The 14,078-nt window shown below is 72.9% G+C and carries 15 protein-coding genes; 5 read left to right on the forward strand and 10 right to left on the reverse strand.

Features of this window, described 5'->3' with window-relative positions; genetic code table 11:
* Positions 1-18: 18 nt before the first annotated feature.
* From AB0H71_RS05615 to AB0H71_RS05630, 4 genes are read right to left on the reverse strand one after another with little or no spacing between them, the layout of a single operon-like run.
* Positions 19-1,239 carry an FAD-dependent oxidoreductase gene (locus AB0H71_RS05615; protein WP_357015153.1) on the reverse strand — a complete coding sequence of 407 codons (1,221 nt, stop codon included), beginning with the start codon at positions 1,237-1,239 and terminating at the stop codon, positions 19-21.
* The gene (locus AB0H71_RS05620) at positions 1,236-1,418 is read right to left on the reverse strand and encodes a rubredoxin (RefSeq protein WP_357016186.1); all 183 of its coding nucleotides are present in this window, start codon (positions 1,416-1,418) and stop codon (positions 1,236-1,238) included. Before AB0H71_RS05620 ends, AB0H71_RS05615 begins: the two co-directional genes overlap by 4 nt.
* Complete coding sequence (locus tag AB0H71_RS05625; RefSeq protein WP_357015155.1) at positions 1,415-2,263, reverse strand: mycofactocin-coupled SDR family oxidoreductase; 849 nt, start codon at positions 2,261-2,263, stop codon at positions 1,415-1,417. The genes AB0H71_RS05620 and AB0H71_RS05625 overlap by 4 nt, the downstream gene beginning before the upstream one ends.
* A 17-nt stretch (positions 2,264-2,280) precedes the next feature.
* The gene (locus AB0H71_RS05630; RefSeq protein ID WP_357015157.1) at positions 2,281-3,822 is read right to left on the reverse strand and encodes an aldehyde dehydrogenase family protein; all 1,542 of its coding nucleotides are present in this window, start codon (positions 3,820-3,822) and stop codon (positions 2,281-2,283) included.
* Between the two features lie 101 nt (positions 3,823-3,923).
* Between AB0H71_RS05630 and AB0H71_RS05635 the strand changes: the two genes are divergently transcribed.
* The 5 genes from AB0H71_RS05635 to AB0H71_RS05655 are packed head-to-tail and all read left to right on the forward strand — an operon-like array spanning position 3,924 to position 7,682.
* The gene (locus tag AB0H71_RS05635) at positions 3,924-5,144 is read left to right on the forward strand and encodes a CoA transferase (protein WP_357015158.1); all 1,221 of its coding nucleotides are present in this window, start codon (positions 3,924-3,926) and stop codon (positions 5,142-5,144) included.
* An 11-nt stretch (positions 5,145-5,155) separates the two neighbouring features.
* Positions 5,156-5,353: a hypothetical protein gene (locus AB0H71_RS05640; protein ID WP_357015160.1), complete on the forward strand. Its 198-nt coding sequence runs from the start codon at positions 5,156-5,158 to the stop codon at positions 5,351-5,353.
* Positions 5,350-5,829 (forward strand): hypothetical protein, encoded by a 480-nt coding sequence (locus AB0H71_RS05645; RefSeq protein ID WP_357015162.1) that lies wholly within the window; start codon positions 5,350-5,352, stop codon positions 5,827-5,829. Before AB0H71_RS05640 ends, AB0H71_RS05645 begins: the two co-directional genes overlap by 4 nt.
* A gap of 54 nt (positions 5,830-5,883) precedes the next feature.
* A complete protein-coding gene (locus AB0H71_RS05650) occupies positions 5,884-7,386 on the forward strand; it encodes an AMP-binding protein (RefSeq protein WP_357015164.1) in 1,503 nt (500 codons plus the stop codon).
* Positions 7,383-7,682, forward strand: coding sequence for a hypothetical protein (locus tag AB0H71_RS05655; protein ID WP_357015165.1), 300 nt, complete (start codon positions 7,383-7,385; stop codon positions 7,680-7,682). Before AB0H71_RS05650 ends, AB0H71_RS05655 begins: the two co-directional genes overlap by 4 nt.
* Positions 7,683-7,839: 157 nt before the next feature.
* Here AB0H71_RS05655 and AB0H71_RS05660 read toward each other — a convergent pair whose 3' ends face one another.
* Genes AB0H71_RS05660 through AB0H71_RS05685 form a run of 6 tightly spaced genes read right to left on the reverse strand, consistent with a single transcriptional unit; the run spans position 7,840 to position 14,077 of the window.
* A complete protein-coding gene (locus tag AB0H71_RS05660; protein WP_357015167.1) occupies positions 7,840-8,460 on the reverse strand; it encodes a cysteine hydrolase in 621 nt (206 codons plus the stop codon).
* Positions 8,457-9,458 carry a Rieske 2Fe-2S domain-containing protein gene (locus tag AB0H71_RS05665; protein ID WP_357015169.1) on the reverse strand — a complete coding sequence of 334 codons (1,002 nt, stop codon included), beginning with the start codon at positions 9,456-9,458 and terminating at the stop codon, positions 8,457-8,459. Before AB0H71_RS05665 ends, AB0H71_RS05660 begins: the two co-directional genes overlap by 4 nt.
* The gene (locus AB0H71_RS05670; RefSeq protein ID WP_357015171.1) at positions 9,455-10,366 is read right to left on the reverse strand and encodes a TIGR03619 family F420-dependent LLM class oxidoreductase; all 912 of its coding nucleotides are present in this window, start codon (positions 10,364-10,366) and stop codon (positions 9,455-9,457) included. Before AB0H71_RS05670 ends, AB0H71_RS05665 begins: the two co-directional genes overlap by 4 nt.
* Positions 10,363-11,202, reverse strand: coding sequence for an alpha/beta fold hydrolase (locus tag AB0H71_RS05675; RefSeq protein WP_357015173.1), 840 nt, complete (start codon positions 11,200-11,202; stop codon positions 10,363-10,365). Before AB0H71_RS05675 ends, AB0H71_RS05670 begins: the two co-directional genes overlap by 4 nt.
* Before the next feature lie 32 nt (positions 11,203-11,234).
* Positions 11,235-12,896, reverse strand: coding sequence for an OB-fold domain-containing protein (locus AB0H71_RS05680; RefSeq protein WP_357015175.1), 1,662 nt, complete (start codon positions 12,894-12,896; stop codon positions 11,235-11,237).
* On the reverse strand, positions 12,896-14,077 hold the full coding sequence (locus tag AB0H71_RS05685; RefSeq protein ID WP_357015177.1) for an acyl-CoA dehydrogenase family protein: 1,182 nt from the start codon (positions 14,075-14,077) through the stop codon (positions 12,896-12,898). The genes AB0H71_RS05680 and AB0H71_RS05685 overlap by 1 nt, the downstream gene beginning before the upstream one ends.
* Position 14,078: the final 1 nt, after the last annotated feature.

The raw sequence follows: 14,078 nt of genomic DNA on the forward strand, positions 1-14,078 counted from the left end.
TGTCATGCGGTAAGTTCTTCAGGCGGCCATCGAGGCCAGGTCGATCGGGCCGGTGAGCCGGTCGCGGGGCAGCTCGGCGCCGGAGCCGATCAGGGTGCGGGCGGCGCGCAGCTCGCGCGGCCTGCCCGCCGCGACCGCGCCGACCAGCCGGTCCCCGGTCAGCGCCAGCGCGAGGAACGCGTCCCCGGCGGGGTCGCCGTCGAGGATCAGCTCGGCTCCGGCGGTCGGCCTGCCCGCGGCCTGCACGGTGCGGCCGTACTGAGAAGTCCAGCACCACGGCACCTCGCGATACGGGGTGCGCTCGCCGAGGATGGTGGCCGCGGCGGCGGCGCCGTGCGACTGCGCGTGGTTCCAGTGCTCGACCCGCACCGAGCCGCCGTGCACCGGATCCGGGAACCGCGCGACGTCGCCCGCGGCGTAGATGCCCGGCGCCGAGGTGGCGCAGAACTCGTCGACCACGATCCCGTCGTCGACCCGGAGCCCTGCCGCGCGGGCCAGCTCGTCGTCCGGGGTCATGCCGACGGCGACCACGACCACGTCGGCGATCCACTCGCGGCCGTCAGCCGAGCGGAGCCGGGTGCAGCCGGAGACGGTGTCCGCCCCCGTCACCGCGGTACCGGTGTGCACCGCGACCCCGCGTGCGCGATGCACCGACTCCAGCGCCGCGGAGACCGGCTCCGGGAACACCCGGTCGAGAATTTGCGGCCCCGCCTCCAGAATCGTCACCTGCGCACCGCCGGTGCGGGCCGAGGCGGCCACCTCGGTGCCGATCAGCCCGCCGCCGACCACGAGCACCTCGATGCCGGGCCGGGCCAGCACCTCGCGTAGAGCGGTGGCGTCGTGCCGGTCCCGCAGCGTGAACGCGCCCGGGATTAAAACGCCGAGCGTCCGCGGCCGGCCGCCGGTGGCGAGCAGCAGGGCGTCGTAACCGAGCGCGGTGCCGTCGGTGAGGGTCACCCGCGCGGCGTCCGGGTCGATCGCCGCGACCCGGGTGCCGGTCCGCAGCTCGATGCGCGACTCCGGCCATGCCGTGGCCGGACGCAGCAGCGCCCTCTCCTCCGGGAACGCGGCGCCGAGCAGCTCCTTGGAGACCATCGGCCGTCGGTAGGGCGGCGCCGGATCGGCGCCGAGCAGCACGATCTCGCCGTCGAAGCCGCGCTTGCGCAGGGTCTCGGCGGCGGTGGCGCCCGCGATGCCGGTGCCCGCGATCACGACCCGCCCGGCGGGCGGAACGGTCACCGGGCGACCTCGACCATCTCGAAGTCGGCCTTGGCGGCGCCGCAGTCCGGGCAGCTCCAGTCCTCGGGGATGTCGTCCCAGCGGGTGCCGGGCTCGATCCCGTCCTCCGGCCAGCCCAGCGCCTCGTCGTACTCGAAGTTGCAGACCAGGCAGCGGTACAGCTTGTACGCCGTCGTCACCCCTGCCACGGCTTGGCCTTCACGTAGCCGCCGGCGTCCACCCGCAGCTGGCTGCCGGTGATGTAGCGGGACTCGTCCGAGGCCAGGAAGACCACCAGGTTCGAGACGTCCTGCGGGGAGATGTAGGGCACCGGCATGGCCTGCATGGCGCCGAAGGAGCGCTCGGCGTCCTCCCGGGTGGGGCTCTCCAGGTCGGGGCGGAAGATCCGGTACATGCCCTCGTTGTGCAGCATGCCGGTGTCGACATTGGTGGGGTGCACCGCGTTCACCCGGATCGAGCGCTTGGCCAGCTGGATCGAGAGGTCGTTGACGTAGTGCGCGACGACCTGCTTGGCGAAGCTGTACGCCGAGCCGCCGGGGCCCTGCTTGGTCGAGCTGCCCAGCTGGGCGGCGAGCGAGCCGGTGGCGATGACCGAGCCGCCGTCGCTCAGGTGCGGCAGGCTCGCCTGCACCACATTGAAGACGCCGACCAGGTCGGTGTCGATGGTGTCGGACCAGGACTGGATGGTCTGGCCCTTCCCCAGCGGCGCGATGCCCGCATTGGCGACCACGATATCGAGCCCGCCCAGTGCCGCGACGCCCTGTTCGATCGCGCCCCACACAGCGCTGCGCTCCCGCACGTCGACCACCGCCGACCAGGCGTGGACGCCCTCCTTCTCGACCAGCCGGACCGTCTCCTCCAGGTCCTCCGGCCGGGACAGCGGGTAGGTATTGCCCTCCAGGTCCGCGCAGATGTCGAGCGCGATGATGCTCGCGCCCGCCGCTGCCAGGTTCACCGCGTGCGAGCGGCCCTGTCCGCGGGCCGCGCCGGAGATCACCGCGACCTTGCCTTCGATCCGTGCCACCGATTTCGCCTTTCTGTTCACCGCGGCCGGGGGCTGCGGGTGCCGATCGTCTTGGTCTCCAGGTACTGCTGAAAGCCCTCCAGCCCGCACTGCCTGCCGAGCCCGCTCTGCTTGACCCCGCCGAAGGGGGCGTCGGCGCCGTAGAACATGCCGCCGTTCACCCCGATCGCGCCGGTCCGCACTCGCCTGGCCACCGCCATGCCGCGCTCCGGCGAGCTCGACAGCACCGCACCGGCCAGGCCGTAGTCGCTGTCGTTGGCCAGCCGCACCGCGTCGTCGTCGCCGTCGTGCGGGATCACCACCAGCACCGGGCCGAAGATCTCGTCGCGGGCGATGGGCAGGGTGTTGTCGGCGACGGCGAAGACCGCGGGGCGCACGAAGAAGCCGTCACGCAGGTGCGGGGCGATGTCGTCGGGGATGCCGCCGCCGGTGACCAGCAGGGCGCCGTCGCGGACGCCGCGTTCGATCGCGTCGAGCACCCGGCGCTGCTGGGCCGCGCTGATCAGCGGGCCGACCAGGGTGTCCGGCAGCGCGGGGTCGGCGGGCGGAACGGCGGCGTAGGCGGCGGCCACCTGGGCGGTGATCTCGTCGGCCAGGTGGCGCGGCACCAGCATGCGGCTGGTGGCGGCGCAGGCCTGGCCCGCGTGCACGCACACCCCGATCGCGCTGCGGATGGCCGCCATCGGGTCGGCGTCGTCCAGCACGATGAGCGCGGACTTGCCGCCGAGCTCGAGGAAAGTGCGCTTCATAGTGTCGGCGGCGGTGCGCACGAGGTGCTTGCCGACCGCCGTCGAGCCGGTGAACGAGATCAGGTCCACCCGCGGGTCGGTCGCCAGCAACCCGGCGACCTCGTTGCTCGGCGTGGTAACCACATTGAGCACGCCGGGCGGGAAGTCGGTGCGCTCGGCGACCAGCCGGCCGAGCCGGGTCGCGTTCCACGGGGTGTTCGGGTCCGGCTTGAGCACCACGGTATTGCCCGCGGCCAGGGCAGGGCCGATCTTGTTCAGCACCACCTCGACCGGGAAGTTCGAGGGGCAGATCGCGGCGACCACGCCGACCGGCTCCTGCACCACGGTGCGCACATTGCGCTCCCCGAACAGCCCGCCGCCGGGAAGCACTCGCTCCCAGGCGAATTCGTCGATCAGCCGCAGCGGGTAGCGCAGCGCCTCGGCCAGCGGCCACTCCACCTGCGCGTTGCTCAGCGTCATGGCCGGGCAGCCTGCCTCGGCGATCAGCTCCTCGCCGAGCTCGGCCTTCTCGCTCTCCAGCGCCGCCTGCAGCTGCTCGAGGCAGCGGGCGCGCAGGGCGCGGTTGGTCGGCCAGTCGGTCTCGTCGAAGGCGCGCCGCGCGGCGCCGATCGCCCGGTCCATATCGGCGGCGGTCGCGGCGGCGGTGCCGCCGAGCAGCTGCCCGGTCGCGGGGGCGATGTTGTCGAATTCCGCGCCGTCCGCGGCCGCCCGCAGCTCGCCGTCGATGAGCATCCTGCGTTCGGCCCGCGCCGCGGCGCGCGCCGCAACCTCGAGGACCGGGGCGGTCCGTGCTCCGAGAACGTCGCTCACAAGCCCTCCAGTTCATTCCCGACATCGAGTATCGGGTGAGTAACTGTAACTCTTACCGTATAGTACTTCAAGACAGTAAACGGACGTGGAGAGGAGCGGCGATGTCAGGTCTGCTCGACGGTGTGCAGGTGGTGGAGCTGGCCTCGTGGACCTATGTCCCGAGTGCCGGAGCGGCCCTGGCCGACTGGGGTGCGCAGGTGATCAAGATCGAGGACACCCGCGGCGGTGATCCCTGCCGCTACCTCACCATCGGCGGCCTCGACCCCGCCGACGCCAGGGTGCGCGCCAGCGTGATGATGGAGATCGGCAACCACGGCAAGCGCAGCATCGGAGTGGACATCAAGTCCGCCGAGGGCAGGCGGATCTTCGGCGAGCTCATCGCCCGCGCCGACGTCTTCCTCACCAACTGGCTGCCCGCACCGCTGGAGCGCGCCGGGCTGACCGTGGAGCAGATCCGCGAGTTCAACCCGAAGGTGATCATCGCGCGCGGCAGCGGGCAGGGCAGCCGCGGGCCGGAGAAGGACCGCGGTGGCTTCGACGCCGCCAGCTACCTGGCCAGGGCCGGGGTGGCGCACGCGCTCACCGTGGCCGATCAGGAGTTCCCGGTGACCCAGACCCCGGCCTTCGGCGACCTGCAGGGCGGGATCACGCTGGCCGGTGGCATCACCGCCGCGCTCTTCCACCGGGAGCGCACCGGGCACGCCCCGATCGTGGACAGTTCCCTGCTCGCGCAGGGTATGTGGGCGGTGGCCCCCGATATCGCGGCCGCCGACTACTTCGGTATCGACCGCATCCCCGTCGGCAAGGCGGGCACCGCGCCCAACCCCGCGGTGAACCGCTACCGCACCCGCGACGGCCGCTGGGTCCAGCTGGTGCTGCTGCAGGCGGACCGCTTCTGGCCCGGCTTCTGCGCCCGCATCGGCCGCCCGGACCTCGGCACCGACGAGCGCTTCGTCCCGCTGGCCAACCTGGTCGCCAACCAGGACGCCGCCACCGCCGAGCTGCGCCGCACCTTCGCCGAGCGCGACCTCGCCGACTGGCAGAAGGCGCTCGCCGACGAGCCCGGTGTGTGGGCCACCATCGCCACCCCGCGCGAGGTCCTCGACGATCCGCAGGCCCAGGCCAACGGCTACTTCCTGACGCTCACCGACGACGCGGGCGAGCAGTTCCGCACGGTGGCCGCGCCGGTGCAGTTCGACGAGACCCCGCCCGCCCCCACCCGGGCCCCCGAGTACGGCCAGCACACCGAGGAGATCCTGCTCGAGCTCGGCCTGGACTGGGATCAGATCATCGCCGCCAAGGAATCCGGCGCCGTTCTCTAGGAGCTGATCCCATGGATCCCCTCACCACCGTCGTGGAGTTCGAAGTGCTGCGGAACCTCAAGGCCCGCTACTGCCGCTTGCTCGATACCCGCGACTTCGCGAAGGTCTGCGGGGCCGGGCATTACCACGAGAGCTACGTCAAAGCGGACGGGCGGTGGAGGATCGCGACGCTCGAACTGACCCGGACCCTGCTCGAACTGCCCCGATGAGCGCCGCGCCGGTGCTGGTCATGGGGGCCAGCGGGTTCCTCGTCACCCGGCAGCTCGTCGCCCGCGGGGATCGGGTCCGGGTGCTGCTGCGCGAGACCGATGTCGAGGACGCCCTGCTGCTGGCCGCAGAGCACGGGCGGCCGGGCGAGCGCTACATCGTCTCGGAGCGTTTCCTCGCCCAGCGGGAGATCTACCTGATCGCCGCCCTAGCCGGGGGCGTTCCGCCACCGCGCTTCGGTATCCCGCAGTTCGCGCTGGTGGCGGCTGGACGCGCCGGTTCGCTCGCCGCGCGGCTGCTGCGCCGCGACATCGTCCTGAACGCGACCGCGGTGCGCCTGCTCCGCCGCACCGCGCCGCTGGACCACGGCAAGGCCGAGCGGGAGCTGGGCTGGCGGCCGGGTTCAGCCGCGGCGGCGATCGAGCGCGCCGCCCGCTTCGCCGTCGAGCGCAGGCGCCGCCGCGTACTCCATCCCTGACCTTCGAAGGACAGTCACCATGCCTCTCGTCATTCCCCTCGCGACGGTGCCGCGATGAGCGTCTCGCTGCTGCTCGACATGGCCGTCTCCGGCGATCCGGAGCGCACAGCGGTCAGTGCCGACACCGCGTCGGTCACCGTTGCCGAACTCGACGCCATGGCGGACCGGGCGGCCGGATTCCTGCTCGAGTCCCGGGTGCGGCACGTCGCCTACGTGGGCACCGGCGGGCTCGCGCTCCCCCTGCTGCTCTTCGCGAGCGCCCGCGCCGGCCTGCCCTGCACCCCGCTGAACTACCGGCTCGGCGCCGCCGCGCTGCACGAACTCGTCGACCGGCTGCCCGCGCCGCTGGTGGTGGCCGATCGCGAGTACGCCGAGGTGATGCGGGGCGCCGGCCAGCAGGTGGTGGACACCGCGCTCTTCCTGGCCACCGCCCGCGCGCACGCCGCCCCCACCGAGCCGGCCTTCCCCGACCCGGACGACGTGGCGGTGGTGCTGTTCACCTCGGGGACGACGGCGCAGCCGAAGGCGGTCGAGCTGACCCACGCCAACCTCACCGAATACGTCACCGGCACGGTAGATTTCGCCTCCGCCGAGCCGGAGGACGCGGTGCTCGTCTGCGTCCCGCCCTACCACATCGCCGGGGTCGGGGCCGCGCTCTCGAACCTGTACGCGGGGCGCCGGATCGTCTATCTGCGCCGGTTCGACCCGCGCGAGTGGGTCCGGCTGGTCCGGGAGGAACGGGTCACCAACGCGACGGTGGTCCCGACCATGCTGGACCGGATCGTCACCGAGCTCACCGCGCACCCGGCCGAGCTGCCCACCCTGCGCACCCTCGCCTACGGCGGCGCGAAGGCACCACTCCCCCTCGTGCGCCGGACGATGGCGCTGTTGCCGTCGGTCGGGCTGGTCAATGCCTATGGGCTCACCGAGACCAGCTCCACCATCGCCGTCCTCACGCCCGAGGACCACCGGATCGCCGCCGCCGATCCGGCTCTCGCCCGGCGGCTCGGCTCGGTCGGGCGCGCGGTGCCTGGTGTGGAGCTGCAGATCCGCGACGAATCGGGCGCGGTGCTCGGCCCCGGCGCCACCGGCGAGCTGTTCGTGCGCGGCCCGCAGGTCTCGGGCAACTACACCGGCATCGGCTCGGTGCTCGACGCCGAGGGCTGGTTCCCCACCCGCGACCTCGCCGAGCTCGACGCCGAGGGCTACCTGTTCCTCGGCGGCCGCTCCGACGACACCATCATTCGCGGCGGCGAGAACATCGCCCCCGCCGAGCTCGAGGACGTCCTGGTCGAGCACCCCGCGGTGCGCGAGGTCGCCGTCGTGGGCGTGCCCGACCCCGAGTGGGGCCAGATCATCCTCGCCGTCGTCGTCCCGGCCGACGGCGCCGCCGCCGACCCCGAGGAACTGCGCGCCCACGTCCGCGCCACCCTGCGCGGCTCCCGCACCCCCGACCGCGTCGTCTTCCGCGACGAGCTCCCGGTCACCCCGACCGGCAAGATCCTGCGCCGCGACCTGGTCGCGGAGTTCACCGCCATCGACAAGGAGACAGTGTGATCAGGAATGGAACCCGCCTGGCCAGCCAGGTGTGCGAGACCCAGGTCATCGTGGTCAAATCCACCCCCGCGCTCGACGCCCTCACCTGCGGCGGCGCGCCGCTCGTCCCCCTCGGCGCCGAGCAGGCGGGCGCCGTCCTCGACCCCGACTTCGCCGAGGGCACGGTGCTCGGCAAGCGCTACGCCCACGAGAGCGGCGCCGAACTGCTCGTCACCAAGGCGGGGGCGGGCAGCCTCGCCGTCGACGGAATCCCGCTGGGGCTCAGGCAGGCCGCCCAGCTGCCCTCCAGCGACTGAGCCGCGCCGGGCCGGTCCGCGCATGCGCCGGCCCGGCTCCGCACCTCCGCGAGCCGGCGGACTCCGCGCTCACTCGAACGAATAGCCTGCCGCTCGTGCCGAGCGGCAGGCTATTGCCGTGGCCGGATCGGTGATCGAAGCCGGGCGCCGGGCACGCCTAGCCCGACCACACCTCGATCAGCTCGGCCGTAGTCGTGACCGTGGTGAGCAGGGCGAGGGAGTTGGCGATGACGGCGGCGCCGTACTCGGCGGGTACCCCGGCGACCGCGTCGCGCGGCAGCACGACGTCGTAGGCGCGGTTCACCGCGTCCATGACCAGGTTGGGGATCGCCACGTTCAGTGAGACGCCGGTGACGACGAGGGTGCGGATCCCGAGGTTGCGCAGGGTGGCGTCGAGGTCGGTGCCGCCCATGGGGCCGAGGCCGTGACGGCGGGTCGACACTAGATCCTCGGGTTCCGGGCCGAACTCGGGGAGCAGCGCGGCGCCGGGGCTGCCGGGGGTGACGGCGACGCCGCGCCGCCCGAGGGCGAAGAGCGCGGCATTGTGGTTGGAGCCGCGGCCGTCGGCGCGGCGCTCGACCAGGCAGTGCACGACCGTGACCCCGGCGGCGCGGGCTACCGGGAGCAGGGCCGCGATATTCGGCAGCGCCTCTGCCCGCGCGACCTCGGCGAGCGCGGGCAGCCCGGCGGCCGGACCGACGACCGCACCCTGCAGTTCCTGGGTGATCAGCGCGGTCCGGCCGGGGGCGACGAGCTCGGCGGGCAGCGGCCTGCTCACACCTGCGCCTCGGCGGGGACGTCGTAGAACTGCGTCGCCCACTTGCGCAGCGACATGTAGGGCTTGGCGTCCGCCGGCGACAGCGCCGGGTGCTCGACGTACTTCTGGTAGCGCCAGATGCTGAGGTCGTCCCAGACCGTGATGAGGAACTGCCGCTCCACCTTGGCCTGCACCTCCGGCGGCGGCACATCGCCGTCGTCCCCGGGCAGCTTGGGCCACCAGATGGAGTAGAAGAGATCCGAGCTCTCGTCGTCCACCGGGGTGGAGGCGAAGATGAGCCGGTGGTTGGACGAGCCCTCGAAAGCGCTGATCGAACCGCCGAGCCCGAACATCTGCGCGTGGATGCGCAGCGCCATGGCGTCCGGGTCGTCGCTGCGGACGTCGGGCCAGCCGGTGAGGAAGTTCCAGGTGTGGCCCTCCTCGGTCCATTCGAGCATCTTCGGGGTCACCGTGGCGCGGTGCACGTAGCGGAAGTGCGCGCTGTCGGGGCCGTTCTCCAGCACGACCTGCGGGTGCACCGGCTCGCGCTCGGCCTTGCGGGAGAACTCGGGGTAGGGCCGGTAGAAGGAGTCCGGGTCCTTGGCCAGATCGGGGAAGAGGCCGAGGATGTCCGGCATCTCCCAGCTCGGCGGCTCGCCCTCGGGGTGGTGCCACATGAACACGCACCCGTTCTGCTCGTTCACCGGGTAGACCCGCAGTTTGAGCCCGCGGTTGACCCGGTTCTCGCCGGGGATGTGCTTGTTGCGGCCGTCCGGCCCCCAGCGCCAGCCGTGGAACGGGCACTCGATGCAGTCGCCGACGACCTTGCCGCCGTGCCCGAGGTGCGCGCCCAGGTGGCGGCAGTGCCCGGTGAGCACGTGCAGCTCCCCCGCGTCGTCGCGGTAGGCCACCAGGTCCTCGCCGAAGTAGTGCAGCGGGCTGCTCTGCCCCTGCGGGAACTCGGCCGACCAGCCGATCATGAACCAGCCGGTGACCTTCCAGGTGAACGGAACCTTCATGCTGTTCTCCAGTCGTCGTGGAATGTTTCGCCGAAGCGGTCGAGGAAGGCCGCGGTCGCCGCGGGCGAGCTGCCGTCGGCGTGCACCACCGCGGAGGTGGCGCCGCGTTTGCCCAGGTCGGCAAGCACGGCGCGGGCCCGGGCAACACTCGCGGGGTCATCGAAGCGGAAGTGCGGGCACACCACCTGGATCGTCACCGACGCCGGGTCGCGCCCCGCGCGCTCGAGGTCTCGGCGCAGGCGGTCGACCGCCTCCCCGAACTGCTCGGGTGTCTCGAGGGCGGCGGTGCGCATGGCGGCGGCCATGCGCGCGGCGGCGATGATCGGCATCCAGCCGTCGCCGTGCAGGACCACCCGGCGGCGGGCGGCGGCGCCGTTGCCACCGATCCAGATGGGCGGGTGCGGGCGCTGCACCGGCCGCTGCGACCACATCTCGCCGGGCGCGCCGCCCACCGGGGCGGCGGGGTCGGTCCAGATCGAGCGCAGCGCGCCGAGCGCCTCGTCGAACAGCGTGGCGCGGCGCTCGTGATCCACCCCGAGCGCCGCGAACTCGGCGCGCAGGTAGCCGGCCCCGACCCCGGCGATCAACCGGCCGCCGGAGACGATATCCAGGCTGCCCAGCGCCTTCGCGGACAGGTACGGGTTGCGGAACGGCAGCACGTACAGGTTGGTGAGCAGCCGCAGCCGGTCGGTCACCCCGGCCACGAAGCCGAGCGCCGCGATCGGGTCGAGGGTTTCGTGCCCGCCCGCGCCCCGCCACTTGGCCGAGGGGGCGGGGTGCTCGCTCAGCGCGAGCGCGTCGAAGCCGGCGGCCTCGGCGCGCACGGCGACCTCGCGGATCACCTCGGGGCGCAGGAATTCGATGGGGGCGATCGGTTGTTCGCTCGGGTACTCCAGGACGTACTTCACGCGCCGCGCTCCTTCTCGTCCGGTGCGGCCGCGGCGGCGACCGCGCACTCCTCGGCGAAGGCGAGCACGCCGAGGTGGTAGGCGGTGGCGCCGTGCCCCGCGCTCAGGTTGTGCCCGGCGTCGGCCTGGTGGTTGATCGCGAATCGCGGTGCGGCGGGGAAGATGCCGCGGACCTCGTCGAGGGCGGCGTCGTCGCAGCGCCACACCGATTCGTGCTCGGCGCAGGTGAAGCGGACCGGGACCCGGATATCGGGGGCCAGCGCCCGGAAGTCGTCGGGCCAGTCCACCGCGACATCGGCTTCGTAGCCGGGTGCCTTGTCGGCGATCGGCCTGCCGCCGAACAACTCCGGCGGGTACACCCTGGCGGGCTGCCACAGCAGATCGCGGATGCCCGCGCGGTCCTGCTCCCGGACCAGGGCGGCGATCCGCCGGATGGCGAGCTCCTGCCGGACCAGCCCGGTCCCGGCGAGCTCCAGCCCGAGCAGCGCGGTGCCGCGCTCGTCGGCGGCCATCCGGACCGCCAGATCGCACCCGGCCGAGTGCCCGATCAGGAACACCCCGGCCCCGCGGCTGCGGGCGCCGAGCAGGGCGTCCACGGTGCGATACATCGCGTCGACCCGGCGCCGCGGCGGCCGGAACTCGGCCTCGGCGACGGCGGAGGCGCCGTAGCCGGGGCGGTCCGGCGCGAGCACCGTGAAGCCGAGCGCGGCGCCGGTGCGCAGCAGCGAGGAGCGCGGATGGCCGGGCAGGTCGAAGTAGCGGGCATTGGCGGCGCCGCCGTGCACGGCCACCAGCACCGCGCGCGGCTCCTCGACCTCCGCACACAGCGCCGACATGGGGATTCCATCGACCTCGACGGTGCGCGCCCTCATCGGTCTGCCCGCAGGAGCAGTACCCCGCTGGGGGTGAGGCCGCCGCTGGAGACCACCGCCACCGAGGCGTCGGCGACCTGCCTGGCCCCGCCGTCACCGCGCAGCTGCACGATCGCCTCGTGCAGCAGCCCCATGCCGTGGGTGCGGCCGTGTGAGAGCTGGCCGCCGTGGGTGTTCAGCGGCAGCACGCCGTCGCGGGCGATATTCACCCCGCCCTTCAGGAAGTCCTTCGCCTCGCCGATCCCGCAGAAGCCGAGCGCCTCGATCCAGGACAGGCAGTTGAAGGTGAAGCCGTCGTAGAGCTGGGCCACGTCCACATCCGCCGGTCGCAGGTCGGTGCGGGTCCAGAGGTGCGCGGCCTGGCCGATGACCTGCGGTTCGTGGGTGAGGGTGCTCTGGTCCCACTCCAGCCGCTCGACGATCTGGGTGCCGACTGCCTCCACCAGGACCGGCGGGCGGGCCAGGTCGGCGGCAACGTCCCTGGCCGAGACGACGACGGCCACGGCGGCATCGCATGGGACGTCGCAGTCGTAGAGCCCGAACGGGGTGGTGATCGGGCGCGCGTTCAGGTAGTCGTCCATGGTGAGCGGATCGCGATAGATGGCATCCGGGTTCAGAGCGGCATTGGCGCGCTGGTTGAGCGCGATCCAGCCGAGGGTCTCCCGGTCGGTGCCGTAGCGGTGGAAGTGCCGCTGCGCGTTCTGCGCCAGGGTGTGCGCGGCCGAGGTGGCGCCGAACGGAATCTGCCAGCTGTCGGTGCGGCTGCCGGGCTGGGCCAGCCTGCCCGTGCGCACCAGCTCGCCGTAGGTGGACTCCCAGATGGTGCGGAAGCACAGTACGTGCCTGGCCAGCCCGCTCGCCACCGCGAGCATGGCGGCGATCACCGAGCCGCCCGGCCCGAAGGTCTCCGGGCCGCCGCTGTGCCAGGTGGGGCGCAGCCCGAGCGCGGACTCCACCGCGGTCACCCCGCCCTCGCTGAACGGGCCGAGGTTGGGGCCGGGGTAGGTGGAGAGGCCGTCGATATCGTCGAGCAGCAGCCCGGCATCGGCCACCGCCTCTCGGCACGCCTGCACAGTGAGTGCGAGCGGGTCGACCATGGTGCGACGGCCGGGCGGCGTCGCGCCGATCCCGGTGATGGCGACCTTGTCCTCGAACTTCGCGGTGCTCGCCGGAGGGCGGACGTACCGCGCCACGGTCTCGGCCGTGACCTCGTCCTCGGGCAGCGGTGCGGGCAGCGCGGGCGGCGGCGCGGGGCGGAAGAGCGGCAGCCAGACATCGTCGTGGTGCTCGAACACCACCTCCATCGGCATACCGAGGTGCAGGCTCTCCGGGTCGCACTGCACCGCGTTGGTGGTCAGCCGCACCCGGGCGTCCTCGGCCAGCGCCACCTGCGCCACCACGTAGGGCGCGGGCAGCCCGGGCAGCGCGAAGCGGTGGTTGACGGTGAACCCGATCAGGGTCGCCGCGCCGGACACCGCCCGCACGCCCATCTCCGCGCCCCGGCAGTACCGGCACACCGGCTGCGGCGGATGGATGAGCGATGAGCAGGACCGGCACTCCTGCACCCGCAGCCGGCCGTCCGCCCCCGAGGTCCAGAAGAACTCGTTCTGCGGGGTCAGCAGCGGGAGCGGGCGGCGCGGCGCTTCGTTCTCCGGCATCAGCTCGCGGCCACGGGCTGCTTCGGCGGCGCGTAGGCGGGTCTGCCCAGGCCGAGCACGTGCTGGGCGATCATATTGCGGAACACCTCGAGCGTGCCGCCGTAAATCCCGCACAGCGGCGCCCACCGGTACAGGTAGCCCGCGGCGCCCTCGTCGGCGGCGCCGTCGGTGCCCGCGGCGAGCGCCGCCGCCGGGCCGAGCACGTCCATCAGGTCGGGCGAGATGTCGCGCATGGTCTGGGCGAGCGCGACCCGGCCGAACATGTGCGGCGCGCTCAGCGCGGCCTCGAGTTTCGCGACGCTGCGCCCCAGCCGCACGGCCGCCGAGGCGTCCTCGGCCACCCGCTCGGCGGCGAGCCCGGCGACCCGGTCGACGGTGGTCGCCATGGTCGAGCCCTGGTGCGTCATGATCGAGACATCCTGCAGGCCGTCGTTGGCGGCGTCGACCACGCCGTGCTCCTCGTTGAGCGGGCCGAGCAGCACCGCCCAGCCGTCGTTCACCTCGCCCAGGCGGTAGCGGTCGTGCACGCGGACGTCGCTGTAGTACACGATGTTGGTGCGGTCACCGTCCACGGTGCGCAGCCCCTGGATCTCGATGCCGGGGGTGTCGAGCGGCACCAGGAACATGGTGAGGCTCTTGTGCTTCCGCGCCGCCGGGTCGGTATTGGTGATCAGGAAGACGTACCGGGAGTTGTGCGCGCCGGTGGTGAACATCTTGGAGCCGTTGATGATCCAGTGGTCGCCGTCGCGCACCGCGCGGGTCTTGCAGGTCGCGACATCGGAGCCGCCGTCCGGCTCGGTGTAGCCGAGGCACAGCCGCACGGTGCCGTCCAGCACGCCGGGCAGCACCTCGTCCTGCAGCTCCTTCGAGCCGTGCCGCAGCACCGAGGGCACCACGATCTTGGTCGTCCCCCAGGTCACCCACGGCACCTCGGCGCGGCGCTTCTCCAGGTCCCAGAGCCGCTCGCGCAGCCGGTTCAGTTGCGGCCCGCCCTCCTGGTGGAGTTCGGCGGCGAGCCAGCCCGCCGCGGCCATGGCCAGGTGCACGCCCTCGTCGAAGTTGTCGCCGGTCTCCCGGTCGCGGCGGCGCACCTCGTCGGTGACGTGCTCGTCCAGGAAGGCGCGGACCTCGGCCTGGAAGGCGGCATCCGCGTCGGACAGCTCCACGCGTGAGAAATCCATG

Origin of the sequence: Nocardia sp. NPDC050697 (genome assembly GCF_040654395.1) — a bacterium.
In the GTDB taxonomy this organism is placed as follows: domain Bacteria; phylum Actinomycetota; class Actinomycetes; order Mycobacteriales; family Mycobacteriaceae; genus Nocardia.

Bases quoted from the DNA above. Each gene is read 5' to 3' on its own strand.
- AB0H71_RS05635 (WP_357015158.1), top strand. From the start codon at position 3,924: ATGTCAGGTCTGCTCGACGGTGTGCAGGTGGTGGAGCTGGCCTCGTGG.
- AB0H71_RS05640 (WP_357015160.1), top strand. From the start codon at position 5,156: ATGGATCCCCTCACCACCGTCGTGGAGTTCGAAGTGCTGCGGAACCTC.
- AB0H71_RS05645 (WP_357015162.1), top strand. From the start codon at position 5,350: ATGAGCGCCGCGCCGGTGCTGGTCATGGGGGCCAGCGGGTTCCTCGTC.
- AB0H71_RS05650 (WP_357015164.1), top strand. From the start codon at position 5,884: ATGAGCGTCTCGCTGCTGCTCGACATGGCCGTCTCCGGCGATCCGGAG.
- AB0H71_RS05665 (WP_357015169.1), bottom strand. From the start codon at position 9,458: ATGAAGGTTCCGTTCACCTGGAAGGTCACCGGCTGGTTCATGATCGGC.
- AB0H71_RS05675 (WP_357015173.1), bottom strand. From the start codon at position 11,202: ATGTCGGCGCTGTGTGCGGAGGTCGAGGAGCCGCGCGCGGTGCTGGTG.
- AB0H71_RS05680 (WP_357015175.1), bottom strand. From the start codon at position 12,896: ATGCCGGAGAACGAAGCGCCGCGCCGCCCGCTCCCGCTGCTGACCCCG.
- AB0H71_RS05685 (WP_357015177.1), bottom strand. From the start codon at position 14,077: ATGGATTTCTCACGCGTGGAGCTGTCCGACGCGGATGCCGCCTTCCAG.